Origin of the sequence: Botrimarina mediterranea (genome assembly GCF_007753265.1) — a bacterium.
In the GTDB taxonomy this organism is placed as follows: domain Bacteria; phylum Planctomycetota; class Planctomycetia; order Pirellulales; family Lacipirellulaceae; genus Botrimarina; species Botrimarina mediterranea.
In genome coordinates, this window is sequence record NZ_CP036349.1 from 2,133,598 (window position 1) to 2,158,401 (window position 24,804).

At 65.3% G+C, this 24,804-nt stretch carries 20 protein-coding genes; 10 read left to right on the plus strand and 10 right to left on the minus strand.

Annotation, left to right across the window (positions count from 1 at the left end; translation table 11 throughout):
- The first annotated feature begins 195 nt into the window (after positions 1–195).
- From Spa11_RS08580 to Spa11_RS08590, 3 genes are all read left to right on the plus strand, one after another.
- On the plus strand, positions 196–1,305 hold the full coding sequence (locus tag Spa11_RS08580; RefSeq protein WP_145110781.1) for a DUF444 family protein: 1,110 nt from the start codon (positions 196–198) through the stop codon (positions 1,303–1,305).
- Positions 1,306–1,825: 520 nt separating this feature from the next.
- The gene (locus tag Spa11_RS08585) at positions 1,826–3,376 is read left to right on the plus strand and encodes a SpoVR family protein (RefSeq protein ID WP_145110784.1); all 1,551 of its coding nucleotides are present in this window, start codon (positions 1,826–1,828) and stop codon (positions 3,374–3,376) included.
- A gap of 7 nt (positions 3,377–3,383) precedes the next feature.
- Positions 3,384–3,854, plus strand: coding sequence for a hypothetical protein (locus Spa11_RS08590; protein WP_145110787.1), 471 nt, complete (start codon positions 3,384–3,386; stop codon positions 3,852–3,854).
- Between the two features lie 204 nt (positions 3,855–4,058).
- Here Spa11_RS08590 and Spa11_RS08595 read toward each other — a convergent pair whose 3' ends face one another.
- The 4 genes from Spa11_RS08595 to Spa11_RS08610 all read right to left on the minus strand — a co-directional run bounded on the left by Spa11_RS08595 (position 4,059) and on the right by Spa11_RS08610 (position 7,450).
- Positions 4,059–4,859 (minus strand): 3-keto-disaccharide hydrolase, encoded by an 801-nt coding sequence (locus tag Spa11_RS08595; protein ID WP_145110790.1) that lies wholly within the window; start codon positions 4,857–4,859, stop codon positions 4,059–4,061.
- Positions 4,860–4,922: 63 nt separating this feature from the next.
- Entirely contained in the window at positions 4,923–5,771 is an 849-nt protein-coding gene (larE, locus tag Spa11_RS08600; protein ID WP_145110793.1) for an ATP-dependent sacrificial sulfur transferase LarE, read from the minus strand.
- Between the two features lie 9 nt (positions 5,772–5,780).
- Positions 5,781–6,584: a UvrB/UvrC motif-containing protein gene (locus tag Spa11_RS08605; protein WP_145110796.1), complete on the minus strand. Its 804-nt coding sequence runs from the start codon at positions 6,582–6,584 to the stop codon at positions 5,781–5,783.
- Between the two features lie 119 nt (positions 6,585–6,703).
- Positions 6,704–7,450, minus strand: a complete 747-nt coding sequence (locus Spa11_RS08610; protein ID WP_145110799.1) for a pyridoxine 5'-phosphate synthase — start codon at positions 7,448–7,450, stop codon at positions 6,704–6,706.
- A 352-nt stretch (positions 7,451–7,802) separates the two neighbouring features.
- On the opposite strand from Spa11_RS08610, the gene Spa11_RS08615 reads away from it, so the two are divergent.
- Positions 7,803–8,138 (plus strand): hypothetical protein, encoded by a 336-nt coding sequence (locus Spa11_RS08615; RefSeq protein ID WP_145110802.1) that lies wholly within the window; start codon positions 7,803–7,805, stop codon positions 8,136–8,138.
- A gap of 129 nt (positions 8,139–8,267) precedes the next feature.
- Here Spa11_RS08615 and mgtE read toward each other — a convergent pair whose 3' ends face one another.
- Positions 8,268–9,680: a magnesium transporter gene (gene mgtE / locus Spa11_RS08620; RefSeq protein WP_315851347.1), complete on the minus strand. Its 1,413-nt coding sequence runs from the start codon at positions 9,678–9,680 to the stop codon at positions 8,268–8,270.
- 176 nt (positions 9,681–9,856) lie between these two features.
- Here mgtE and rnc point away from each other — a divergent pair, with 176 nt between their 5' ends.
- The gene (gene rnc, locus Spa11_RS08625) at positions 9,857–10,588 is read left to right on the plus strand and encodes a ribonuclease III (RefSeq protein ID WP_145110805.1); all 732 of its coding nucleotides are present in this window, start codon (positions 9,857–9,859) and stop codon (positions 10,586–10,588) included.
- Positions 10,589–10,621: 33 nt separating this feature from the next.
- Here the strand turns inward: rnc and Spa11_RS08630 are convergent, their stop codons facing one another.
- Positions 10,622–12,559 (minus strand): chloride channel protein, encoded by a 1,938-nt coding sequence (locus Spa11_RS08630; protein ID WP_145110808.1) that lies wholly within the window; start codon positions 12,557–12,559, stop codon positions 10,622–10,624.
- A gap of 293 nt (positions 12,560–12,852) precedes the next feature.
- Between Spa11_RS08630 and serC the strand changes: the two genes are divergently transcribed.
- From serC to Spa11_RS08655, 5 genes are all read left to right on the plus strand, one after another.
- Positions 12,853–13,992 (plus strand): 3-phosphoserine/phosphohydroxythreonine transaminase, encoded by a 1,140-nt coding sequence (gene serC, locus Spa11_RS08635; protein WP_145110813.1) that lies wholly within the window; start codon positions 12,853–12,855, stop codon positions 13,990–13,992.
- A 129-nt stretch (positions 13,993–14,121) separates the two neighbouring features.
- Complete coding sequence (gene serA, locus Spa11_RS08640) at positions 14,122–15,741, plus strand: phosphoglycerate dehydrogenase (protein WP_145110816.1); 1,620 nt, start codon at positions 14,122–14,124, stop codon at positions 15,739–15,741.
- A 334-nt stretch (positions 15,742–16,075) separates the two neighbouring features.
- Positions 16,076–16,321, plus strand: coding sequence for a BON domain-containing protein (locus tag Spa11_RS08645; RefSeq protein WP_145110819.1), 246 nt, complete (start codon positions 16,076–16,078; stop codon positions 16,319–16,321).
- 277 nt (positions 16,322–16,598) lie between these two features.
- Entirely contained in the window at positions 16,599–17,030 is a 432-nt protein-coding gene (locus Spa11_RS08650) for a hypothetical protein (RefSeq protein WP_145110822.1), read from the plus strand.
- Positions 17,031–17,095: 65 nt separating this feature from the next.
- Positions 17,096–17,575 (plus strand): hypothetical protein, encoded by a 480-nt coding sequence (locus Spa11_RS08655; protein ID WP_145110825.1) that lies wholly within the window; start codon positions 17,096–17,098, stop codon positions 17,573–17,575.
- A 29-nt stretch (positions 17,576–17,604) separates the two neighbouring features.
- Here the strand turns inward: Spa11_RS08655 and Spa11_RS08660 are convergent, their stop codons facing one another.
- The 4 genes from Spa11_RS08660 to Spa11_RS08675 all read right to left on the minus strand — a co-directional run bounded on the left by Spa11_RS08660 (position 17,605) and on the right by Spa11_RS08675 (position 24,530).
- On the minus strand, positions 17,605–20,841 hold the full coding sequence (locus Spa11_RS08660) for a LamG domain-containing protein (protein ID WP_145110828.1): 3,237 nt from the start codon (positions 20,839–20,841) through the stop codon (positions 17,605–17,607).
- Positions 20,842–21,137: 296 nt separating this feature from the next.
- Positions 21,138–21,902: a hypothetical protein gene (locus Spa11_RS08665; protein ID WP_145110831.1), complete on the minus strand. Its 765-nt coding sequence runs from the start codon at positions 21,900–21,902 to the stop codon at positions 21,138–21,140.
- Positions 21,903–22,034: 132 nt separating this feature from the next.
- Complete coding sequence (locus Spa11_RS08670; protein ID WP_197529953.1) at positions 22,035–23,144, minus strand: DUF1559 domain-containing protein; 1,110 nt, start codon at positions 23,142–23,144, stop codon at positions 22,035–22,037.
- 234 nt (positions 23,145–23,378) lie between these two features.
- Positions 23,379–24,530 carry a PEP-CTERM sorting domain-containing protein gene (locus tag Spa11_RS08675; protein WP_197529845.1) on the minus strand — a complete coding sequence of 384 codons (1,152 nt, stop codon included), beginning with the start codon at positions 24,528–24,530 and terminating at the stop codon, positions 23,379–23,381.
- Between the last annotated feature and the right edge of the window lie 274 nt (positions 24,531–24,804).

Sequence of the window (24,804 nt, forward strand, 5' to 3'; positions counted from 1 at the left end):
CGGCATAGCGAATCAACCGATTCAGCAAAAGGGGGACACATAAGCAGTCGCAAAGCGACTGCCCACTTATCCCCAACAGTCCCCTAGAACGGCATTGCCATCGAAGAAAGCCAAGCCCACAGCCCGCAAACCACCCGCTTGCGATCCCCCCTATCACCAACATCCCCCTATCTCCTTCCAAACTAAACGCCCCCCATGTCGCTACCGATTGACAGAGACGTACGACGCTTCAGGCAGATTGTGAAGGGGAAGGTGCGCGAGAACTTGAAGAAGTACGTCGCCCACGGCGAGATGCTCGGGCGCAAGGGGAAGGGTGTCGTTTCGATCCCGGTTCCTTCGCTGAACACACCGCGGTTTCGGTTTGGCGATAACGGTAACGGCGGCGTCGGGCAGGGGCGGGGCGAGAAGGGGGACGCGGTCGGCAAGGGGAAGGGCCAGTCGGGTGAAGGGGGCGCCGGCGGCGACGCTGGCGCCGAGCACTACACCGAAGTCGATGTCACGCTGGAAGAGCTGGCGGCGCTGATGGGCGAGGAGCTCGAGCTGCCGCACATCGAGCCGCGCGGCAAGGCGACGATCGAGGCGCAGAAGTCGAAGTACAACTCGGTCCGTTCGACCGGCCCCGAGTCGCTACGGCACAACAAACGGACTTATCTCAAGGCCCTGCAGCGCGAGATCTCGACCGGCGGCTACTCGCCCGATCGGCCGGCGATCATCCCCGTCAAGAGCGACAAGCGTTACCGCTCGTGGACGACCGTCGATGAGCCATTGGTGAACGCCGCGGCCGTCTACATCATGGACGTTTCCGGCTCGATGACCGACGAACAAAAATCGCTGGTCCGCAACGCCGCGTTCTGGATCGACACGTGGCTCAAGTCGCAGTACACGGGCCTCGAACGCCGCTACATCATCCACGACGCGGTCGCCAAGGAGGTCGATGAGCACGCCTTCTACCACACCCGCGAGAGCGGCGGCACCCGCGTCAGCAGCGCCTACCGCGTCTGCGCCGAGCTGATCGCCCAGCAACTGCCGCCGGCCGAGTGGAACCTTTACGTCTTCCAGTTCTCCGACGGCGATAACTGGGGTGAAGACAACAACCAAGCCTTCGAATTGCTCGGCGAGCGCATCCTGCCGCACGTCAACCAGTTCGCCTACGGCCAAGTCGAAAGCCCCTACGGCAGCGGCGAACTGCTCGGCCAGATCGAAGCCAAGTTCGGCTCACAACACGAGAACCTGGTGTGCTGCGAGATCGAAGACCGCGAAGCGATCTACGCAGCGATCAAGACGTTCTTGGGGAAGGGACGATGAACCGCCAAGACACCAGGAGCGCCAGGGATCGCCAGGAAGATTAACCACAAAGGAACGAAGGAACAAAGTATCAGGCAATCATCCATTCGAATGCTTCAAAGCGATGAACCCAGCATGACGCAAGGTTGGATTATAAAGGACAAGCTTCCAGGTTTTGTTGAGCTACTCGCATTCATCGCAGGAGCAAAAAATGACTGGGACCTTGAAGTGATCGTTTCAGGACTCCACGGAACCGATGACTAGCGAGACGAATGGTTTGAATACGAAATGGTCGGCGAGAAGCGCAGGCTTGCGCTTCGCTTTGCGGATGATCCAGAGTCGTCGGTTTCTCATGTTCAGATTGTCGCTACTCAAAACGATGTAATAGAGCTATTCAAACTCGCAATCTTGGCGTGTTCATCATCTAGGTGACTATCGACTACGAGAAGACAAAGGCTGAAAGCTCCGCGTCCTCCGCGAACGCGGTGAATCCTTCCCTGGCGATCCTTGGCGCTCCTGGCGTCTTGGCGGTTAAACAAAAATGCCCCTCCACGAGCTAGCCCCGCTGCCGCCCGACCTTGCCGCCATTCAGGTGGAGATCGAGGGGATTGCGCGCTCGTATGGGCTCGACTTCTTTCCGACGCTGTTCGAGCTCGTGGACGCCGACCGGCTCAACGAGATCGCCGCCAAGGGGGGCTTCCCGACGCGCTACCCGCACTGGCGGTTCGGGATGGAGTACGACCAGCTCTCGAAGCAATACAACTACGGCCTCGGCAAGATCTACGAGCTGGTCATCAACAACGACCCCTGCTACGCGTACCTGATGCGGAGCAATATGCCGGTCGATCAGCGGCTGGTGATGGCGCACGTCTACGGGCACTGCGACTTCTTCAAGTGCAATGCCTGGTTCGCCAAGACCAACCGTAAGATGATGGACGAGACGGCGAACCACGGCAGCCGCATCCGCCGGTACATGGACGAGTTCGGCGTCGAGCCCGTCGAGGAGTTCATCGACGCGTGCAGCAGCCTCGACAACCTGATCGACATCCACTCGCCGCACATCAAACGCCGCGAAGAGTGCTGCCGGTACGACTTCGATCCCGAGAAGGAAGAGAAGCGGAAGAAGCCCGCCCAGCGCTTCGCGGCGAAGAGTTATATGGACTCGTTCATCAACCCGCGCGGCGGTGAGCAAGCGCAGGAGGAGCCGGAAGGCCCGCGCCGTGTGCCCGAACGGCCCGAGCGAGACGTGCTGCTGTTCCTGCTGGAGCAGGCGCCGCTGATGGCGTGGCAGCACGACGTGCTGTCGATCCTCCGCGAAGAGGCCTACTACTTCGCGCCGCAGGGCCAAACGAAGATCATGAACGAGGGTTGGGCCAGCTACTGGCACTCAACGATCATGACCCGCCACGGCCTCTCGCCCGCCGACTTCATCTGCTACTGCGACCACCACTCGGGGACGATGGCCTCGTCGCCCGATCGGTTGAACCCCTACAAGCTCGGCATCGAGCTCTTCCGCGACATCGAAGACCGCTGGAACCGCGGCGCCTTCGGCAAAGACTTTGACGACTGCGACGACGCCCGGGAACGCCGCGAGTGGAACACGCACGCCGGACTAGGCCGCGATAAGATTTTTGAAGTGCGCCGCACGCACAACGACCTGACGTTCATCGACACTTTCCTGACGCTCGACTTCGTACGCGAGCAGCGGCTCTTCAAGTTCGGCTGGAATGAGTCGGCCGAGCAGTACGAGATCGAGAGCCGGGCGTTCCCGAAGGTGAAGGCCCAGCTGCTAGCGAGCCTCACCAACGCGGGCCGGCCGATCATCGATGTTGTCGATGGCAACTACCGCAACCGCGGCGAGCTATACCTGGAGCACCGCTACACGGGCGTCGAACTCGACACTCGTGAAGCCCAGGACACACTCCGCAACCTGAACCTGCTGTGGAAGCGGCCCGTCCACATCGCGACGGCGCTCGAAGGCGCCCACGCGGTGCTGTCGTTCGACGGCAAAGAATTTGAGATCGAGAAGGGGGAGGCCGAGGACTCGTCGCCGAGCCTCGAAGACCTTCTCGGACACGGGAAAGGCAACTGATGCGTTTATGAGTGGCTTAGCTGAACAACTACTGACAGCGATCGACGCAACGCCAAGAGGTGGCACGGCTACCGCTGCGGATGGTGAAGAACGCTTGTCGCTCGGCGTCTCTCACGCGGATGGCCTAGCGGTCGCCTTCACCGAGTTGCGACTCGAAACACCGCGACTCAAAGACGCCACGGTTGAACGCGTCCGCGCCGTCGCCGAGAAGCTGACGCAACGCGTCACCTACCTGCTCGAAGCGCTGACGCCAGTCGAAATCGACCGCGAACTCGCCGTCGTCCAGTTGCGCAGCACCACGCCACAGCAGGACAACGAGTCGAGCGCGTACTACGAGCTGCTTGTGCGGACAGGCGGCGCGCTGTCTCTGCGGCGCTACCGCAAACCGCGCGGTGCGATGCGTGAACCAATTGACGCGACAGTGACGCGCGAGGTGTTAGCGCGACTGGTCAGTGACTTCGTCATTGCGCTCTCATGAAAATGTGGGAGGCGTCTCCAGACGCCGATTACGCGCACCATACCGTATACGGCTTGGACACCGTAATCGGCGTCTGGAGACGCCTCCCATATTTTAACCACGGAGCCACAAAGGACACGGAGGAAGGCACTGAGGAAGGCACTGAGGAGTTGTCTCTGTGCGTCTTCCGTGCCCTCAGTGGCTCTGTGGTTAGAGATTCTCCGACTACTCTGTCGTCTGCAACTCCCGCAGCTCCACCTTCCGAAAATCAACGCCGTTCCCCTCGGCTTGCAGCGCGATGTAGCCCGAGGTGAGCGGTTTGCCTTCGACGAACTCGCCGGGGGCGTAGCCCGACACGACGCCGCCGCCGATGACGGGCTTCGTGTACTCGAGCACCTTCTCGCCATTGATGAGATGCGTGATGTGGTCGCCTCGGACGATCGCCTCGGCGCGGACCCATTCATTCGGGGCGAAGGTCGGGCCGGTGGAGGGCAGGATGTGGTCGTCGCGCTGGGAGCCTTCGTAAGTGACGTGCGTGCCGGGCGTGCAGACGTTGCCTGTCGCGCGGGGGCGGCCGTCACCCTCACTCGCGAGGAACTGGAGCTCGACGCTGATCGGCCAGTCCTGGCCGCGGAGGATGCTGCGCGGGTCTTGGGCGTGCAGCATCACGCCGCTGTTGAGGCGGGCGTAGTCGGGCGCTGAGGGGAACAGGTCGCCGACAAACCGGTACTCGACCGCGAGGTGGTAGTGCGAGAAGGGCTCGTCGTAGAACAGGTGCCCGAAGCGGTCGCCGAAATCGCCGGCGTCGTACTTGTCGTAACGCACCTGGATCATGCCGTCGGCGACGCGGAACGTGTCGCGGTAGTTGTCGCCGAGATCGTGGCCGTGGAGTTTGACGACCCAGCCATCGAGGTCACGGCCGTTGAAGAGCTGTCGCCAGGGCTTATCGGTTGTCTCTTGTGCCGCCACGTCGGCGGCGGCGAACAAGAGGAGGGCTGCAGCAGCTAGGAAGCGAGAGGAGATCATGATGAGCCGCGGGGTAAGATAGCCAACCGGTGTGAAAAGCCCTCCCACCATAATCCGCCGCAACTACGACCGGCGAATCGAGAGAGCCTCGACCGGCACCAACGTATTGAGGTTGCCCGACTCGAAGCCGGCGAGGTCGAGCGTCACACGCTTGAAGCCAAGCTTGCGGAGGTCGTGGACGAGCGACTTGCGGACCTCGTCGCTGGCGAGCAGCGGGATCGCGTCGGCGGGGACCTCGAGACGGGCGAGGTCGCCCTCGTGGTAACGCACGCGCAGCTCGCGCAGGCCGAGGTCTCTGAGGCGGCGTTCGGCGGCGTCGACCATCGCCAGACGTTCGGGCGTCACTTGCTGGCCATAGGCGATGCGGCTGGCGAGGCAGGGCGCGGCGGGCTTGTCCCAGACGGGCAGGCCCCAGTACTTAGCGAGGTCACGCACTTCCTGTTTGCCAAAACCGCATTCGAGTAGCGGGCTACGTACCGCATAATCCTCCGCGGCGCGCATACCGGGGCGGTGGTCGCCGGTGTCGTCGGCGTTGGCGCCGTTGAGGATCGTTGCGAGCGACAGCTCGTCGGCGGCTTGGCGGACGTGCGTGTAGAGCTCGGTCTTACAGTGGAAGCAGCGGTCGGGGGCGTTCGCTTGATAGTCGGCGTTCTCGATTTCGAGCGTCGCCCGTTCCACGAGACGGATCCCGATCTGCGCGGCGATAGCCCGGGCTTCGTCGAGTTCGCCCGCGGGCAGCGCCGCGCCGACGCCGATGACCGCGATCGCTTTCTCACTGAGGGCTAATTGCGCCGCCTTGGCGACTACCGTGCTATCGACGCCCGCCGAGAACGCGACGGCGCACGAGCCGAACTTGTGTATGGTGGCGACGAGCTTGTCGGCGGCAGCGGCGACGGAAAGTGTTTCGGGCATCGCCACATTTTACCCAGTCGGCGGGGGCGGATTCTCAAGTCGGCTCAGTTCGTCACGGAGATTGGCTGCTTCTTCGTAACGCTCCGCCGCGACCGCGTCAGCGAGCCGGGCCCGGAGTTGATCGACGGGGTCGTCCGGCTCGTAGTCCTCAGGCCGGGGGAGCGTCCGCTTACCGCTCTCGGCCACTTCGCGGCGCCACCGCTTAAGAAAGCTCAGCTCGTTGACCTGGTCGGCCTGCTCCTGGCGGCCGTAGTCGGCTAGGAACCGCTCAATCCGCTCGATCCCCTTGTCGATCGAAGCCAAGCCCGCATCTAGGGCCCCGGAGGCGATCAGCGGCGTCGCCACCGACCGGGCGTGCATCATCGCCACGTAGGGCCGCCACTGATCGAACTGCAGCTTGTCGCGTTCGAGCCGGGCGTGCTCGCGGACGAAGAGGATCAGCCGCATGTTGCGCTCGGTGTCCCGTGCGCACAGCTCGTAGCGCTCCAATGCCCAGAAGGTCACGTAGCGGTGGTAGTACTGGACTCCCTCACGGAGCAGCAGTGCACAGTCCTCCGACTGGAGCTGGTACGGGGCGCCGTCGGGGTTGGCGGCGTCGTGCTCTTGCTGACGAGCCATGTGGAGGTCGAACCAAGAGGGGTAGCCCTCGACCCGCTCGCCGTCGGGCCGGCCGTCTAGCTCCATCTGCATGACGCCCAGATCGAGGCGCAGCTGGACCTTCTCACGTCCGTCGTCGCCTTGAATAGTTCGCACTGTCACGCCATCGGGATCGAAGTCCCAACCGCGGAGGATCGTGCCGATGTCGAGACTCACAGCCGCTGCTTGTTGTCGAGATTTCGTGGGGCGGTTTGCTTGTGCCCCCAATCTTAGCGGATTGGGCCCTCAACAGTGACCCCAGCGGTGGCAGTAGTTTCGGAAGGGGATGGACTAAATCACCGACTAGCATCGACGATCAGCCGCTTCATCTCCCGCACGGCGGGTTCGATGCCGGTGAACACGGCGCGTGACACGATGCTGTGGCCGATGTTGAGGTCGCGCATTTCGGGCAGGGCGGCGACGGGCTGGACGTTCAGGTAGTTGAGCCCGTGGCCGGCGTGGAGGAGGAGGCCCGCGTTGCGGGCGATCTCGCCGGCGCGGGCGAGGCGGTCGAGCTGTCCGACGGCGGCGCCGCGTAATCCTCCAGCGTCGGCGAAGGCATGGGCATAGGGTCCGGTGTGCAGTTCAACGCCATTGACCCCGCCCAAGAAAGTCGCCGACGTCTCGACCTGCGCGGGATCGGCGTCGACGAACAGACTGACGAGAATGCCCGCCTGAGCCAAACGCCTCAAGGCGGCGTCGACGCGGTCACGGTTGCCAACCACGTCGAGGCCCCCCTCGGTGGTCACTTCTTCACGGCGTTCGGGGACCAGCGTCACCTGGCGCGGCTGGGCACGGCAGGCGATCTCAATCATCTCGTCCGTGACCGCACACTCCAGGTTTACCGGCGCGGACGCGGTCCTCATCAGGACTTCCAGATCGCGGTCCTGGATGTGCCGGCGATCTTCGCGGAGGTGGATCGTGATGCCATCGGCGCCGCCAAGCACCGCCAGGGCGGCCGCCGTGACGGGGTCGGGCTCCGTCGTGCGACGGGCCTCGCGGACGGTGGCGACGTGATCGATATTGACGCCGAGGAATGCCACGGGATCGGTTGGGTTGAAGGGAAGGAACTTGTTCGTATTGCAATTCTATCGAGATTCGCCCTGAGCCGGCAGCGATACCGCTTGTGCCGTAAGACCATTGCGTGATCGAGGCGGTTCGGTCCGATAGGTGGACGAATTGAAGCCAATTGATGCGGATTCTCGCGCGAATCCGCAAGCGGGGGTCGGGCGACTGGCCTCGTCGGCACAATCGGACCCGTGGGGGCGTCCTAAGCCGTCATTGTGAAAACTGTCACAGCGTGAGGCAGGACGACCGAGCTACGTTTGGGGGTCAACCGAATCCCGAGTGGCAAGCCGCCACGAATGACGAGCCCGGCCGCTTGGCCCCGCTGCTATGACCTGCCACGAATTGGCCGAGCGTATCCAACAGCTCCAGCCCGAAGCGACTCCTCAGGATGTCGCCCGGCTCTGCTTGCTGTTGACTAACACGCAACGCGACATCGACCAACTTACCGACTCGCGCAACCTCCAATCGGCATGGCGCCAGGTGGGGCTCCAGCTCCAACTTGCGACCGACCAGCACGCCGCGATGACCGGCGAGCTCGAGGAACTGGCGTCTTCGGACCCGAAAGAGTTCTCGCCTGAGCAGGTCTGGGTCTTGATCCGCGCGATCAAAGTGCAGAGCCAAGTCCTGCAGATGTATGTAGGGCACCCGGTGCTGGATGTCTGAGCGGCTTACGCCGCTGGGACGAGGGGTTAGGGACGAGGGGCTGAGGGATAACTGGCGAGCCGGGAGCGTCAGCGACCGGAGTGTGCTTGGTACCCGCTTTCCTCCGGTCTCTGACGCTCCCGGCTCGCCTCACATCCCTGCGATCATCGCGGTCGCCACGGTCATGTAGATGACGATCCCGGCGATGTCGATGATGCCCGCGACGAATGGGTTGCTCATCAGTGCCGGGTCGAGCCCTAGCTTCTGGAACAGCAGCGGCAGCGCGCCGCCGCAGAGGGTGCCGCAGACGACCACCAACAGGATCGTTACGGGCACGACCACCATCTCGTACGAGGTCGGCGAGAGGTGTGGCTCGGGCGCTTGGCGTGTGAGCAGGAGGGCGCTGCCGTAGCCGACGATCGCGAGGCCGGCGCCCAGGAAGAGCCCCATCGCCAGTTCTCGCCACAGCACGCGGCGCCAGTCTTCGAGCCTCACTTCGCCGTCGTTGAGGCCGCGGATGACGAGGGTCGCCGATTGGCTGCCGGAGTTGCCGCCGCTCGAAATCACCAGCGGGATGAAGAGGACCAGCCACCAGACCTTGTCGAAGCCCTCTTCGTACCGCAGCAGGGCGTAGGCTGTGAGCAGCGCAGCGAAGAACATCACCCCCAGCCAGATCCCCCGGCTGTAGGCGAGCGTGAACCAGTGCGTCTTGAGGTAGCCGTTCTCGAGCGGCGCCACACCGGCGGCGAGCAGGGCGTCCTCGGTCGCCTCTTCCCGAAAAACGTCGATGATGTCGTCGTGCGTGACGATGCCCAGCAGGCGGCGGTTCTCATCAACGACGGGGATCGCCAGGAAGTCGTAGTCGGCGACCTTCTCGGCGACGGCCTCTTGGTCGTCCATCGCCAGGACCGTGACCACGTCGCGCTGCATCAGCTCGCTGATCAACTGGTTGGGGTTCAGGTAGTGGGTCACCAGCTGCCGCGCGGAGAGCAGCCCCAGGAGACGCCGGTCGTCGTCCACCACGTAGGTGTAGTAAACGGTCTCGACCTCTTGGGCCTGCTTGCTGATCTCGGTGAGCGCCTCGGCGACCGACAGGTGTTCGGGGAGGCAGACCATCTCCGTTGTCATCACCGAGCCGGCCGTCCCCTCCGGGAAGCCCCGCAGCCGCAGCGTCTCGCGGCGGTCGTCGGGCGGCAGCAGCGGGATCAACTCTTCGACGACGTGGTCGTCCACGTCGCGGAGGAGGTCCACCCGGTCGTCCGCCGGCAGGTCCGCCACCAGCCCGCTGATGGCGTCGGCGTCGCCCGCGCCGACGAGGGCATGGACAAGGGCGGTCTGCTTCTCGGGCTCGAAGTAGCCGAAGACCTCGACCCGCCGTTCGGGGTCGGCCACTTGGAGCACCCGCCACGACTCGACGGCGTCGAGCCCCTCCATGAACTCCGCCACACGGGCCGGCATCAGCGCATCGACGAACTCACGGAGCGACGCGTCGTCGTCCGTGGCGATCATCTCCCTCAACTCGGGCAGGTAGAGCGTGTTCAACGTGGAGGCGGACGAGGACACAGGGCGGCCGGGGCAGGCGGAGCGGTTCGGGCGAGCCGTCACTGTAAAAGCTGCGCCGCCGCCTGGGCAGTGCTCTCGCCGGCTTTCCTTCTCTGTGCGGCGCGGATTGACCGCCCCCACCCCCGCCAGCTAGCCTGCCCCATTGGCCGCCGTTTTCCACTGCGTTCCCTCGCCCTGTGTCCGAAGAACTGACCCCCGATGTCGTGGACTTTGACGCCTGTGAGGCGGCATTGGGCTACCGATTCCGCGACCGGGCCCTGTTGGAGTCGGCCCTGACGCACGCCTCGGGCGCCGACCACCGGCTGGGATCGAACGAGCGGATGGAGTTCCTCGGCGACGCGATCCTCGGCGCCATCGTCTGCGAGCAGCTCTACGAGCGGTTCCCGCACTTTCTCGAAGGGGACCTCACCAAGGTCAAGAGCGTTGTCGTCAGCCGGATGACCTGTGCGAAGCTCAGCAAGCGCCTCGGCTTGCAGCCGTTCTTGATCCTCGGCAAGGGGATGACGACTTCGCCCACGGTGCCGCCTAGCGTCATGGCGGACGTGTTCGAGTCGCTCGTCGCGGCGATCTACCTCGACGGCGGGCGCGACGCGGCCGCCGAGTTCGTCATGCCGCTGACGCTCCGAGAGATCGAGCACGCGGCCGCCGAGGGCGTCGGCGGCGAGAACCACAAGTCACTCCTTCAGCAGCTTGTGCAACGCGAAGAGGGAACGACGCCCAACTACTGCCTGCTCGACGAGAAGGGCCCCGACCACAGCAAGGCGTTCCAAGTCGCCGTGCAGGTTGGCGGCAAGCGGTACACCCCGGCCTGGGGGAAGACGAAGAAGGAAGCCGAGCAACGCGCCGCCGCCAACGCGCTGGCGGAGATGGAAGACGAAGAGCCTCCCTTTGTTGGCGCCGAGGTGTAACGCCGGCAAGGCTCGGCGAGTGTTGCTGTTGGATCAATGCCGCTTGAGCATCTCTTGCCGATAGCGACGCATCACGTCGGCTCGCAGCAGAAGCCCCACGAGGCGCCGGCTCTCGCCGACGCCGACTTCGACGGGAAGCGTCTCCACGTCGCGGGCGCCGAAGTCACGCATCGCCTCGATCAGGTTTGCCGACGGCAACACCGACAGCGGCGCGCGGAGAGCGATGTCTTCGGCGTTCACCAGCGCGGGCGTCAGGTCGCTGTCGAGGACGCGGTGCAGGTCCTCGGCACGGATGATGCCAATCAATTTGCCGTCGGCGCCGAGCACCGGCAGGCTCTCGATCGCCGGGTTTTCGCGCGCGATCTTGATGATTTGCGCGGCGTTGTCCCCGGGCCGGAGCGTCGGGAAGTGGCGGACCATCACGTCGCGGACCATCACGTGGTCGAGGTTGTGCAGGTCGTGCCCGCGCGAGATGAATTCGCCGCGGCGGCTGAGCTTCTTGTAGTAGATGCTGTCGGTTTCAAGCATCTTCGTGACGACGCTCGACACGCCGGCGGCCGCCATGATCGGCAGGATGATCTCGTACTGGTCGGTCATCTCGTAAACGATCAGGATCGCCGAGAGCACCCCGTGGGTGGCGCCGGCGACGACGGCCGCCATGCCGACAATCGCGTACACGCCCGGCGCGTGGGAGTAGGCCGGCATCACGAGGTTCACCAGCAAACCGAACGTCCCGCCGAGCGTGGCGCCGAGGAACAGCGACGGCGCAAAGACGCCCCCCGAGCCCCCGCCGGCGATCGTCAGGCCCGTCATGACGGGCTTCAACAGCACCAACGGCGCCAACCACAGCAACTCGTTCCACAGTCGGTCCTGCGGCACGACGACCGCCCGTTCGGGCGCCATGCGGAACATACCGCTGAAGAACTCGAACTCCTTCTTCGACGAGGGCTTCTCGTGCCCCTCGATTGTCAGGTGCAGCGCGTGATCGACGACCGGGTAGCCGACGCCCATGATCGGCGGCAAGTGCATCAGCGACGCGGTTTGCGAGTCCTCCGACGCCGCCGGAGGCGGCACGGGATAGAAGGCGCCGACGAGCCCGACGATCGCCCCGAGCGCAAGCGCGCGCTTGCGCCAGTCGGGAATCCAGCGTTCGGTGACGTCCTGGAGGCCGTAGAGCACCTTGATAAAGCCCGCCGCGGCGACGCCCGCGACGAGGCCCAAGAGCAGGTAGCTCGGCAGTTCCACCCAGGCGCCGGCGAATTGGAACTCGAGGTCCTTGAACGCGGGGTCGAAGCGGTGCTCGCCGATATGCTGCTGCACGACGTCGGCGAGGACGCTGGCGAGCACGATCGGCGTCAGCGACTCGACGGCGAACGAGCCGAGGATGATCTCGCTGGCGAAGATCACCCCGGCGAGCGGCGCGTTGAACGTCGCGCTGATGCCTGCGGCGGCGCCGGCCGCGACGAGCACCTTGATGTTCTTCGCCGAGAGCCGCATCAGCTGGCCGGCTGCGCTGCCGACGGCGGAGCCGATCTGAACGATGGGCCCTTCACGCCCGACGGAGCCGCCCATGCCGATCGAGATGCCGCTCGCGAGGATTTTGACGACCGCGGCCCGAGGCCGGATGACGCCGTCGTGCCGGGCCACCGCGGCGATGACCTCGGGCACCCCCAGGCCCATCGCCTCGGGGGCGAAGGTCCGCGTCACCCACGCCACCACCAGCATGCCGATTGGCGGGCTGAGAACGATCACCAGCGTCCAGAGCCACCAGCTGGTAGCCGGGTCGAGCCGCGACTCGGCCGCCAAGCCGAAGGTGTGGTCGGTGAAAAACTCGATCAGCGTCCCAAAAAAGGCCGCTCCCACGCCGGCGGCCAAACCCACGACGCCAGCGAGCAGGATCGTCAAGTGATCCCCCGAGATTACGCCACGTCCAGCGAGGGGGCGAAACCAGTCGATGAAGCGGGCGTACACGGGTGGGGATGGACTCGTTGGCTAGGGTGCGCGGGCGCGAGAGAGCTATGCGTATGAAACTATGCGGCTTCGGCCCGCAGGGATAGGCGAGGCGGCGGTGTAAGTCGTCGGAGTTTGGCCGCGTTGTCGTCAATCCCTCGCCAGGAGGACGCCACTGCCGCGGCGTTTCGCCACAGCGAACCTCCACCGCCCGCCCATCGTCAATCCGGCGACCCACCGTTAAACTTTTGGGTCTCAGAAGTGCCGCCAGGCGTCCACCCACTAGCGAGCCACCCCACCTAACGCCCAAGCCGATGTCGACCGCCACCGCCGCCGATCAGCGTGTCTACAACTTCTCCGCCGGCCCGGCGGTGCTCCCCGTCCCGGTCCTGGAGCAGGCCCGCGACGAGATGCTCTGCCTCCCCGGCGTCGGCGCCAGCATCCTCGAGATCAGCCACCGCAGCGCCGCGTTCACAGCGATCATCGAGGCGGCCGAGGCCAACATCCGCAAGCTGCTCGGCGTCCCGGACGATTACGCCGTACTGTTCCTCCAGGGCGGCGGGCGGCTGCAGTTCTGGATGACTGCGGCAAACCTGATCGGCGAGCTCGGCGCCTTCAAGGGCAAGAGTGCGGACTACCTGCTCACCGGCTCGTGGGGAAAGCAGGCGATGGCCGAGGCCAAGAAGGTCGCCCCGGTCCGCGTCGCCTATGACTCGTCCGGTTCGAACTACGACCGCCTCCCGGCGCCCTTCTGTGCGGGCGAGCCGGCAATGGACCTCGACCCGGACGCGGCGTACGTCCACTACACCTGCAACGAAACGATCCAGGGCGTTCAGTTCCCCAGCGAGCCGGACACGGGCGGCGTGCCGCTGGTCTGCGACGCGTCGAGCGACTTCATGCACAAGAAGCTCGACGTCACCAAGTACGGGCTGATCTACGCCTGTGCCCAGAAGAACGCCGGGCCGGCGGGCGTGACGATCGTTATCGTCAATAAGGCGCTCGTCGCCGACGCCAGCCCCAACTTGCCCATCTACTGCAACTACAACACGCACATCGCCGAGAAGTCGCTGAACAACACGGCGCCGACGTTCTCGATCTACATCGTGAAGCTCGTCACCGAATGGCTGCTGCGGGAGTTCGGCGACCTCGACGCGGTCTACAAGCAGAACCAGATGAAGGCCAAGCTGCTGTACGACGTGATGGACGCGGCGCCCGACTTCTACATCGGCCACGCAAGGCGCGAGTGTCGCAGCCTGATGAACGTCGCGTTCCGCCTGCCGTCGGACGAGTTGACCGACGCGTTCCTCAGCGGCGCCAAGAAGCGCGGCCTCAGCGACCTCAAGGGCCACCGCTCGGTTGGCGGCGCCCGGGCGTCGATCTACAACGCGATGCCCGTCGCAGGCGTCGAGTGCCTGCGTGACTACATGCTCGAGTTCAAGAACCAGCAAGGCTGACGCCCTGAGGGACGAGGGACGGGGGACGAGGGACGAGGGTTCCTGTGTTCGCGGTCGCTCGTCCTACTCAGGCGAAGCCTGATGCCGCTTTCCCTCGTCCCCCGTCCCTAACCCCTCGCCCCTCCCCACATGCCCAGCATCATCGTTCTTGACGACCTCTCGCCCGAAGGCCTTGCGCTGTTGGACGCCGCCGAGGGGGTCTCGTACGAAGTCCGCACCGGATTGAAGGGGGACGCCCTCAAGAGCGCGCTGAACGAGTTCGACGGCGCCATCTGCCGCAGCGGCGTGAAGCTCACGCCCGACGTGCTCGAAGGGAACACGCGGCTGCGGGCGGTCGTCCGGGCGGGCGTCGGCACCGACAACATCGACAAGACCGCCGCCACGCGCGCCGGCATCGTCGTGATGAACACGCCGGCCGGCAACACGATCAGCACCGCCGAGCACGCCATCGCCCTGATGTTCGCGCTGAGCCGCAACATCCCGGCGGCGAACCAGTCGCTCGTCGAGGGCCGCTGGGACCGCAAGAAGTTCATGGGCGCCCAGCTCGCCGGCAAGACGCTCGGCATCGTCGGCCTCGGTCGCATCGGCCTGGCCGTCGCCTCGCGCGCAAGAGCGATGGAGATGGACCTCATTGGCTACGACCCCTTCATGTCGGCCGACATGGCGAAGTCGCTCGGCATCGAGCTGGTGGAAAAGGTCGAGGACATGCTGCCGCGTGTCGACTACCTGACCGTTCACACACCGCTCACCGACGAGACCCGCGGCCTGATCAGCGACGCGGCGCTGGAGAAGATCAAGCCGGGCTGCCGCCTAATCAACTGCGCCCGCGGCGGCATCTTCGACGAGGCCGCCCTCAAGAAGGGCCTCGAGTCGGGCAAGCTCGGCGGCGTCGCCCTCGACGTCTACCCCGACGAGCCTTGCACCGACAGCCCGCTGTTCGGCATGCCGAACGTCGTCTGCACCCCGCACCTCGGCGCGAGCACCGAGGAAGCGCAAACACAGGTCGCCGTCGAAGCCGTCGAGCTGCTCACCGCCTACCTCAAGACCGGCGCTATCCGGTGTGCGGTCAACGCCGCCGCTCTCGACCCGAAGACGCTCGCTTCGCTCCGCGGCTATATCGACGTGGCGCACCGCTTGGGCCGCTTGGCCGAAGGCCTCACTCCCAGCGGCGTCGGTTCGTGCCGGATCATCTACCGCGGCACCTTGGCCGAGGGGGACACCAAGATCCTCACCGCCGCGTTCGCCGTGGGCCTGTTGGAGCACGCCATGGGCGATGAGGTGAACCTCATCAACGCCGAGTCGCTGCTCACCGAGCGCGGCATCCAGTTCGTCACCGAGTCGAGCGCGCAGCAGGGCGCCTTCCGGGCGTCGATGTCGGTCGAAGTGGCGACCGGCGAGGCCTCGCACCAGCTCACCGCCACGCTCCTAGGCGCCGACATGCCCCGCCTGGTGGCGATCGACGGCTACCGCCTCGAGGCGTTCCTCGACGGCTGCCTGATCATCTTCACTCACAAGGACGTGCCCGGCATTATCGGTTCGATCGGCACTGTTCTGGGTAAGCACGGCGTCAACATCGCCCAGATGGCGGTCGGCCGGAACCAGCGGGGCGGCGACGCGGTCGGCGTCCTCAACGTCGATGGCGAGCCCTCCGAAGCCGCCATCGAGGCGATCCGTGGCATCGAGGCAATCACCAGCGCCCGCGTCGTTCGGCTCCCCGAAGCGGGAACCGTGCCCCCTTGGCTGGGCTGAGAGCCACAACCAATTCTGCGAATCGAAGAGCGGTGAGCCCCGCGACGTTAGTCCGGGGAGGGCAGCGGGCGCCAACGACCCTCCCCGGACTAACGTCGCGGGGCTCGCCTTTGAACGAGCGGTTGCGCGTCTTGCCGCCGCCGGCCTTGTCTGTTGGCGTTCCACCCCGCAAGAGTTGTGCGACCCGCACGTTTCGGCGGCGAATCCGCGACGGGAGGCGGCTGCGCCGTGTCGCGGGCGCGCCACAGCGACCGATATTTCGAGAGTCCGCTTCCGCGCTGCTCTCCCAAAGATGGCGCGTCCCTCCCCACTGGCCTCTCGCCGTCTCTCTGACATGGTCGCTCTCCAAAACCCGGCCGCTAAGGCGGCCTGTCCGCTCCACGACGCCGTCACCGCCGCCCTGGCGTCGAGCCCCTACGTCGCCCCTACGGCTCGGCTCCGCATCGAGGCGGGCGACGGCCGTGTCCGCCTGCACGGCGACGTCGGCACCTTCTTCGAGAAGCAGATGGCCCAAGAGGTCGTCCGCCGGATCGACGGGGTGCAACAGGTCGAGAACCTGCTCCAAGTCGCCTGGACTTGATCATCGGTTTGGTGCGTTAAGGGTTCTGCCTGATAGCGGTTCGACTGTTGGCGGTCGGACCGTGTAGGGGCCTGCAAAGCCCGTGCGGAACGGCCGCCGCTTGTTTTATCCCGGCAAGCTTGCCGCTGTCGCCATAACCGGCGCCACCGGACCACGCCCGGCGAGTCTCTCGGTATCGTCGATCGATAACGGTCGTCCCGTTTGCCGATCCTCTGACAAGAGGCGGCGGAGCGAGTCTATCGTCCTCCATTGAGGGACTGGCACGGAGGGACTGCAAGTGCGCGGTTACATCTTGGCGATCGCTGCGGCGGCCCTGGCGACGCCCACGCTCGGCGCCGGCTACTACAACATGCCGACCTCGCTGCCGCAGTGTCTCGGCATGGGCTTCGGTCCGGGTTACCACGCGCCACTGGTGCTGGGGCCGAAGATGAAGGCCGGCATCGCCGCCCAGCCGGTGCAGCGCATCCCCGCCGCCCTGGCGCCGCCAGCGGATTGTGGGTTCGACGCGCCGACGTTCTGGAGCGAAGCCCCCCAAGAAGTCCTCTCGGTCGAGCCCTCGCATGGCGCGATGCCCACGCAAGCGTCGCCATTCGCCGGTAGTGGCCCGATCATCGGCAGGGGCTCCATCGTCGATGGTGGCTCTATCGTCGGTAGCGGCTATGGCGGCGGCGTCCGGGTCCTCCCCGCGACGGCGCCCGTCGCCCGGTAGAACCCGCCGCCCGGTAGAATCGGGGCGTCCCCACCCCGTAGCCCGACTCGGCGCCGCTATCGATTGTGTTTTGGATCCTGTTCTGCATCGCGGTTGTGGCAGCGCTGGTGGCGTTGGCGTTTGGTTGGTTGGTGCTCGGCGTCCGCCGCGCCCGCAAGTCACAGCGAACGAGCGCCATCGCCCTCGCCGCCTTCCACCGCGACCGAGCCGAGCTCGCCGAGTCCTTCCGCGTCGCCGCCGAAGCGACCGGCAAACCCCGCGGCTTGGCCTGGAAGCGGTGCGAGCTCGCCGACGGGGCGCCGCTGGTCGCGATCGACAAGGCGACCGGTGAGCTCGTGGCGCTGGTGGGCGTGACGATCTCGTTCGCCGCGATACCCGGCGGCGGGATGGAAGAGGTCGAGGCGGTCGGCGATCTTCGCGACGCCACCGCCGTCTTCCACTGGCGTGAGGGCTGTTGGCAAACCGAAGGCCGCGCCGTCTTCAACCACTCGCCCGAACAAACGCTGAAGCGCTACCGCCAAAGCCTCACGCCTCACCTTCCCTAACGCCGGGCCCCTCAATCCCTGGCCCGTTGCTAAGGATTGGCTGCCTCCTCCCACCGTACGATCCGCACACTCGGGTAAACATTCGCCCCGAGGTACAGCGCCGTGGCCTCGTCGTCGGAGAGCGGGCGGTTGTAGAGGCGCACGTCGTGCATCTGCCCCTCGAAGAATTCGTCGGACCCCCAGCTGCTGGCGCCGATCCAGTTGGTGGTGCGGACCGCGATCGGCACGGGCGCTCGTGTCGCCGAACCGAGCAGCACGCCGTTGCGGTACAGGCGCATCTCGCCGCTGGGGTCCATCGTCATTGTGTAATGACGCCACGCGTTGTCGTGCAGCGCACCGGGGCGAACGTGATCGGAGCCCGGATCGACGATCCCACGCAGGTCGGACGACGTTCCCCGGCGGCCGAGGTCGATGGCGTTGCTCGTCCCTATCGACAGCTGCATCAATTTGGCGAAGTTCTTCGCCGCGGTCGGACGCATCCAACCGGCGATCGTGACGCCGTTCTCGAATGTGTCATCGATCGTCGGTAGAGACACCCGGTCATCGACGCCGTCGAACGAAGCCGCCAGCGACCCCGACCCCGGCCCCGCCGCGGCGAGCGTCGGCGAGCCCTGGTAGGTCCCGTGGCGCGCCTTGCCGGACGAGTCGGTCGCGACCGTGCCGCTGGTCTCGTCAAGCTTCCACTGACCCACCAGGCCGTGCAGCTCGGCGATCTCGGCGTGCGAGAGGGCGACGTTGTAAACGCGGGCATCGAACAGGCCCCCCTCCCAGTTGCGCTGCGACACCTGGGCGTTCCTGCCGATCGTCACGGGATGATCATTCGTGCTGATCGATCCCGTGCTGGTGTGCGAGACGTCGAGCCTGCCGTCGACGTACAACCGAATCTCGCTCCCGTCGTAAACGCCGGCGACGTGATGCCAGGCGCCGTCGTTGACCTCGATATCGCCGTAGAGGCTCACGTGGCTGAGGCCGGTGCAGGCGAAGTGGAGGAAGTTGGTGCTCGCGTCGCGCGAGATACGCCACGCGCTGTCCCCCTTCGCGATGATTGTCTGGAAGTGGTGGTCGAAGGCGTCAATCTTGAACCACGCCGCGACGGTGATCGGGCCCGTGATGTCGTAGAGGCTTTCGTTAGGGACTTCGACCGCGTCGTCGGCGCCGTCGAAGTCGGCCGCCACGGCGCCGTCGCCCGGGTAGGGGCCCGACTCGTTCAGCGTCACGCCGCCCGTATAGGTCCCGTCATTGCCGGTGGACGAGCTATCGACGGCGGTCGTGCCACTCGTCTCGTCGAGTCGCCAGTGACCGACGAGCCCTGGCGACGCGAACGCGGCGAGCTCCTCGTCGGTCACCGCGCGGTTGTAGATCCGAACGTCGTCGATGACGCCGTCGCACGGGTATCCCCAGTCGTAACCGCCCGGCTCGCCGACGCCGATCCGCCAAGGGGCCGACCCGTATTCACGCGCTGCGGCGCCGGGCGTGAAGTTCGTGGTGTTCTTCAAGACGCCATCCACGTAGACCTTCACGGTTCCGGCCGTGCGATTCACGACGCCCGCGACGTGGTGGAAGGTCCCCGGCGCATAGACCTCGCCGTCCGTACCGACCCCCGACCAGATATCGCCCGAACGCCAGTGGTCCATCTGGAACTCACCGGCGTTGTTGTAGAGGAGGCCTGAGTGCCAACCTTCCTTCGCAACCACCGTATAGGTCGAGTCATTCGCGCTACCCGTACCGGGCGGCGTCGAGTTGGGCTTGAAGTACGCCATCACGGTGTAGTCCCCCTCTTGCACGTCGTTGAGGGCCGTGTTGGTTGGCGCCGTAAAGTACTCCTCACCGTCGGGGTAGTAGAAGCTGTGCCCGTTGGCGTCCTTCGCCGCGGTCCAACCCACTGTGCCGGTGCGTGTGGCGTCGTTGTTCGCCAGCGAGCTGTCGTTCGCCGTCGCGCCGCTCGACTCGTCAAGCTTCCAGTGCGCAATCAGGCCGTAGACCTCGGCGATCTCTGACTCACTCAAAGCGCGGCCGTAAACGCGGACGTCATCGACGCGGCCGTCGAGGTTGTATGAGGCGATCGGGTAGCTCGTTCCCCCGACGGCCGTGGTCGCGCCGATGTTCGCGGCCCAGTCGATCGAGTCGGTCGTGTTGGTTGTGGCCACCAGCACGCCATCGATATAGAGCTTCAGCGTGTTCGCCGCGTCGTCGAAGACGCCGACGTAGTGCCGCCAGCCGCCGCCGACCGCCGCGGCGCCGCCGCTCGACCAGCGGAAGCTGCTGCCGGAGTGATTGAACGCGATCGCTGGTCGGCCGCCATTCGTTGGTTCGTCCATCACCAGCGCGATGTGGTCGCCGACGCTCAGCGCGACGCCGCCGGCGGCCCCGACCGCGTCGCAATCGACCCACGCCGCCACGGTGAAGCTCGTCGGCTCGCCGAGCAGGCTGCTGACGGTCGCTTTCGCGCCCGAAGCGATATCGACGCCGCCGTTGCGGCGGCCGTCCACCCAGGTCATCGACCCGGTGATCGCGCCGTGGCAGTTGTTGCCCGAGCTGTCGTTGACGGTCGAGCCGCCCGTCTCGTCGAGCCTCCAGTGCAGCCGTGGGCCGGGCTTCGTCGCGGCCCAGGCGATCGCCTGTTGGCCGATCTGCGCGCCGTACGAGTTCAAGGCGTAAATGTTGAAGCTGTCGCCGCCCCACGGCAGCCGCACCCGCCGCCCCGCGGCGTAACCGCCCCCCGCCAACGCGCCGCCGGCGTCGATGACGCCCAGCATGTTCCCCGCAGCCAGATTCTGTTTCGAGAGCACCATCATCCCGGGCGCGATCGTGTCGTTCATCAGCGCCAGCGGTTGGCTCGAGCTGACGATGGTCACGTACCCGGTGGGAAGCCCCGACGTCACGGGGTGGCTGTTGCTGAGAACTTCGGTTTGCGTGTAGTTGTTGTTCCAACCCAGCGCCGTGGAGAACCCCATGTTGACATCCATGTAACGCTCCTCGCACACGACGCCCTTCGTGGTTGATTTGAGCTTGGTGCTGAGCTCCCATTCCTGAACCGTGACGGGGATATAGACCGCATCGACGTTCGCGAGCGCCGCGTCGAAGTTCGCCTGCGAGTCGCTATCGACGATCGTCGTGACGGCATGGCCCCAGGACTGCATCTGGAGCCTGCGATCCGACTCGTCACCGGTGAGCGTGCCGGCGCCGGTCACCAGCAGCACGTTGGCGGCGGGGGCGTGGAGGGCGCCCGCTAGGAGGGCGAGCAAGAGCGCAGCGTAGCGGATCATCAATCGTCGTCGTTCCGAGGCCTTGGTGGGGTCCACGGAAGGTTACGATCCGCCGGCGGGGCGCCCCGTCCGGGCGCGAAAAGCTACCGCCGCCACAGGGGCCGGAAACGCCGGTTGTGACGGTCCTGCGGCCTTTGGAGTACGCGTTTCGCTTTGCGGTCCCGAACACCCCATTTAGCCCCCGGTCAATGACCGGGGGTTAATTACCGCGCCCGTCCCCCAACAAAAAAACGCCCCGGCCGCAGGGGCCGGGGCGTCGTCGTCAGATAGCGTTTAATGGCTTGAATTTGCGTCGATTAGCGCCGACGGCACATTCCTACCCCAACGGCACAAAAGGCCGCCAGAAGGGCCGTGGTGGGCTCTGGGACCAGCGTTAGGCTGATGTTGTCGAACTTCACCCCGCCGCCAGCCGAACTCAGGTCCGAGGGGCCGCCGAGGCGGATTTGATTGAAGCCGAAGGCGCCGTTCTGGAGGATCGTCGCCGTGTATGTCGAGTCGATCGACCCGTCATCGCCCAAGTCGAGCATGAAGGTCACGTCCGAGTCGGTGATCTCGGCCTGGAAATTGTGCCAGCCCTCGACCGAGACGTTGACGCCTTCGAACGTCGGCGTGCCCGGCATGGCGACCCAGGCGGCGTCGCTGCCCGCGCCGAACAGAACGGTGCGGATAGCGTAGTGGGCGGGGCTGTTGTACATGCCCATCTCGATGATGTTGGCGCCGGCCGCGTCGCGGAGCCCAATCGAGACGCGCTTGTTCTCGCTCGTCCCGTCGTCGTAGAAGTCACCCGAGAGGATCAGCTTCTCGCCGGGACCCGGGTACATGGTCGGGAAGCTGACGGTATTGGTGTTGCCACCGGTGAAAGCACCCGCGGTGCCGGGATGGTTGAAAGACTGGCTCGGGTTGCCGTTGGCGGCATCGAGCGTGCCTTCGCTGAGCGTCCAGACGGCGCCGAGGGCGGCGGTGTCGGCGTACGAATCAAAATCGTCCGCGAAGATGACAGCGGCGCTGGAGAGCGCCGGGGTCGCCATGACGGCGACGGCACAAGCAAGGATGCGTCTCATTAGTCTACCTCAGGATCAAAGGGGAACAGGCAAGGAAGTAAAGGCGAGGGGGGCTTCCGATCCGCAACGCTCCATTCAGATTAAACAGCTTCGGCGGGCGCCGCCAATAAAAGGCGACGCCCGCCGATGGGGTCAATTGTCGGTGATCGCTTCGCCGCCGTTGCGAGTGGCGAGCGATACCCAGTAAGCCGGATCGATATCCGTCCGCAGGAAATGGACGCTGCCGTCTCCGTAAGCGAAGTTGGCGCCGCCGGGGTGGAAGCTACCGAAAGGCAGCTCGTTAGTAGTCATATCCTGGGCGACCCCAGGCGGAACTGGACCCGGCCGGTTCCAATCTTCGTGAGCGAAGTAGTAACCGATCTTGCTCAGCGGGGCGCTCGGCGTGTAGGGGCCTCTGACAGCGGTGGTGGAGAAGATCGACCCGCCGATGGGGCGGTCCGGCTCAGCAAAAACGCCATTGGTACGGCGAGCCATCATGTAAGCTCGATCGGCTGCGTCTAGCGTCGTCAGAGCCCAGTATCCGCCGACGGTCCACTTCCGAAGTTGGTACCAGCGCTCGCCCATCAGTAGCGTTTTACTCAATCCATCCGAGACTTCGGCAGTACGCGCTCCCTTAGCGGGCAGCATGATGCCGTCGAGCGGCTGCGTCCCCTTGTAATCGACTCCCGCTTCGGCCGTTATGCGGGGATCGCTATCGAAGTCGAGATTGCGAGTACGCCCAGCACCCATGACCGCGTAGTAGTTCGACGCCGGGTCCCCGCGGCCGGTAGCGCCGAGTCCGGGCACGTTGTCCGTGGCGTCACCGTCAGAGGGGCATTCATAGATACTGCTGACCTCGAAGGTCGCCGGATCCAGGACGTCGTCGTATGGATTTAAGGGGCGTGCAGGGTCGGCAGCAAGCGCCTTCGCCTTTTCGTTGTCGATGAAATCGGCGATCGCCGATTCTTCCATATAGCGGAGCACCTCGACTTGCCAGCTGAAGCCGTTGTAGCCAACTTCAGGACGGGTCGAGTAACGCATGCCCGGAGGGAACCTCTTGAAGGTGCCCTCGTAAGTGATGGCCCCAAGCGCACAGTTCTTGAGGTTGTTCACACACGAGTTGCGCCGCGCCGCTTCGCGCGCCGCCTGCACCGCCGGGAGCAGTAGCGCCACCAGAATCCCGATGATTGCGATCACCACCAAGAGCTCCACCAGAGTGAAACCCCCGCGGGAGGGACGATCGCTTGCTCCGTTCATACGCATAGTGATTCCTTGTGACGCTGCCGCTGCCTGTTCCACTCTCACGCTCTTAATGGCGTGTTTCCGCTGGCCCGCCTGGGTCCACCCCGCAGAAACACGTTCATCTCCTCTCTGTACGTCTGAACCCCCCGGGGAGGTTGTCCGCAATCTCTTTCGAGAGCGCCGCCTCGGTCGTTCCGAATGGAGGCCGTCGTCGGCGCCGGGAGGCATTCTCCCGACGCCGGACGATGACTTCTCTCAGCGGCGCCGCGCCACGGCAACGAGGCCCAGAGCGACCAGCGCCAGGCTTGTCGGCTCGGGGATCGTGACCGAACCCGAAGCGGCCGGAGTCGAAGTCGCGCCGTAGTTGGTCGCCCAGAATTCGTAATCCGAGCCGGCGCCCGGCCCATCGATGATGCCGTTCTCGTTGGCGTCAGCGCCGGTGCCCGCGGTGACGGAGGTGTTCAGCGTGTCCCGCCAGACGGTGTAGTCCGCGGCGTCGACGGCGCCGTCGCCGTTGAAGTCGCCGACCAATGGTTCCGCCGCGGCGTCGACGAGCGACACCTTGATGTTGTCGAAGATCGCGCCGCCGTAGAATCCGTTGCCGAGCGACGACACATTCGATGGGCCGCCGAAGCGGACGTTGTTGTAGCCGCCCGCCGTCGAGGCTAGTTCGTAGGTGACCGTGCCGTCGTAACCGGCCTCGCCCGTAGCGGCGTTAATGCCGTCGCGCTTCAGGTCGATCTCGTAGGTGATCGTTTCCGGCGTCACCGTGACCCGGTAGTTGTGCCAAGCCTGGCCGATGTCGGCGATCGAGACGATCTCGTCGGCGTCGTCAACGCGGTCGAGCTCGATCGGCAGTTCCCACGCCGCCCAGTTGGGATTGGGGTTCTCGACCGTGCTGGGGAAGAGGATGCCGCGGTGCTGATAGCCGGAGAGGTCCCCGTTGTAGAGGCCGGCTTCGATGATGTTTTCGGCCGGCGACGTGTTGCGGATGCCGACCGCTAGGCGCTTGTTGCCGAGGGCGCCGACATCGAAGATGTCCCCTTCGAGGACGATCGACTGGCTTGCGGTCGGGACCAGCGGTGAGCCCCCGTTGAGGGCCGCTAGGTCCAGTTCCAGCACACCTTGGCCAAGATGCTCAACGCCCTTGCCCCCCTCGGGGAACGCCTGGGCGCCAATCGGACGCGGCTCGATATCATCGAGGCTGACGAATTGCGTGAAGGTCTCGTCGACGAGCGTCCCGTTATCGGCGCCGTTGATCGACCAGACGGCTTTCATAGCCGACGTGTCGCTGTAAGACTCGAAGTCCTCATTGAGGAGGACAACGTTGACAGCCGGGGCCACGCCGCAAAGGGAGGCTCCGCAAACAAGGGCGAAGGCCGCACGACTCAATGTTCCGATCTTCATAGGAGGGGTCCTGGCGTTTCTCGGGTGGCCTGGGTAAGTCGTCAAGCGTCGGCCTCGACCGCGCCGCCCGGTCGGGCGTGTCATCGCTGACGCTTAAGGGGATGAGGTGTCGGTTGGATCGCGGCGAGGGGTGACGACGCCGGCGTTCTCCAACACTTCCCATCGTAAGCAGCCGCTCCAAAATCCGCGCCCTTTTTACTGCGCAAGTCTGTCGCCCCTTCGCGCATTTCCGAAGCTGCTGACACCGGTCATCCCGTCCGCGCGACAAAAAAAG

Coding starts and splice junctions, on each gene's coding strand:
- Spa11_RS08670 (WP_197529953.1), bottom strand. CDS start 23,144: ATGCGTATGAACGGAGCAAGCGATCGTCCCTCCCGCGGGGGTTTCACT.
- Spa11_RS08580 (WP_145110781.1), top strand. CDS start 196: ATGTCGCTACCGATTGACAGAGACGTACGACGCTTCAGGCAGATTGTG.
- larE (WP_145110793.1), bottom strand. CDS start 5,771: ATGCCCGAAACACTTTCCGTCGCCGCTGCCGCCGACAAGCTCGTCGCC.
- Spa11_RS08595 (WP_145110790.1), bottom strand. CDS start 4,859: ATGATCTCCTCTCGCTTCCTAGCTGCTGCAGCCCTCCTCTTGTTCGCC.
- Spa11_RS08615 (WP_145110802.1), top strand. CDS start 7,803: ATGACCTGCCACGAATTGGCCGAGCGTATCCAACAGCTCCAGCCCGAA.
- Spa11_RS08645 (WP_145110819.1), top strand. CDS start 16,076: ATGGTCGCTCTCCAAAACCCGGCCGCTAAGGCGGCCTGTCCGCTCCAC.
- Spa11_RS08665 (WP_145110831.1), bottom strand. CDS start 21,902: ATGAGACGCATCCTTGCTTGTGCCGTCGCCGTCATGGCGACCCCGGCG.
- Spa11_RS08660 (WP_145110828.1), bottom strand. CDS start 20,841: ATGATCCGCTACGCTGCGCTCTTGCTCGCCCTCCTAGCGGGCGCCCTC.
- Spa11_RS08590 (WP_145110787.1), top strand. CDS start 3,384: ATGAGTGGCTTAGCTGAACAACTACTGACAGCGATCGACGCAACGCCA.
- Spa11_RS08675 (WP_197529845.1), bottom strand. CDS start 24,530: ATGAAGATCGGAACATTGAGTCGTGCGGCCTTCGCCCTTGTTTGCGGA.
- Spa11_RS08585 (WP_145110784.1), top strand. CDS start 1,826: ATGCCCCTCCACGAGCTAGCCCCGCTGCCGCCCGACCTTGCCGCCATT.
- serC (WP_145110813.1), top strand. CDS start 12,853: ATGTCGACCGCCACCGCCGCCGATCAGCGTGTCTACAACTTCTCCGCC.
- serA (WP_145110816.1), top strand. CDS start 14,122: ATGCCCAGCATCATCGTTCTTGACGACCTCTCGCCCGAAGGCCTTGCG.